1 protein-coding gene is annotated in these 454 nt (G+C 66.1%); it reads left to right on the top strand.

Going from position 1 to position 454, the window contains the following annotated elements; all coding sequences use genetic code 11:
- On the top strand, positions 1 to 454 hold a 454-nt coding region (locus DMB80_RS27830), incomplete at both ends, for a glyceraldehyde 3-phosphate dehydrogenase NAD-binding domain-containing protein (RefSeq protein ID WP_276131579.1).

The raw sequence follows: 454 nt of genomic DNA, 5'->3' as shown, positions 1-454 counted from the left end.
GCGCACGCTCGCGCACCTGCTCAAGTACGACGCGGCGAACGGCACCCTGGCCGGACCCGTGCAGCATGATGAGGCGCACCTCTTCGTCAACGGACAGGCGATCCGCGTGTTCTCGGAGCGCGATCCGCTCCGCCTGCCCTGGGCCGAGCTCGGTGTCGACATCGTGATCGAGTCCACCGGGCTCTTCACGAAGGCGGAACTCGCCGCGAAGCACGTGGAGGCAGGAGCCCGGAAGGTGATCATCTCGGCCCCGGCCACCGGTGACGACGGAACCTTCGTCCTGGGCGTGAACGAACACACCTACGATCCCGAACGGCACCACATCATCTCGAACGCCTCCTGCACGACGAACTGCCTCGCCCCTGTGGCCAAGGTGTTCCACGAAGCGTTCGGGATCGAGGCCGGACTGATGACGACCGTGCACGCGTACACCGCCGACCAGAACCTTCAGGAC

Origin of the sequence: Mycobacterium kyogaense (genome assembly GCF_003254575.1) — a bacterium.
Classification (GTDB): domain Bacteria; phylum Actinomycetota; class Actinomycetes; order Mycobacteriales; family Mycobacteriaceae; genus Mycobacterium; species Mycobacterium kyogaense.
The sequence above is the reverse complement of the archived record's forward strand: the minus strand, read 5'-3'. Positions and strand labels throughout refer to the sequence as shown.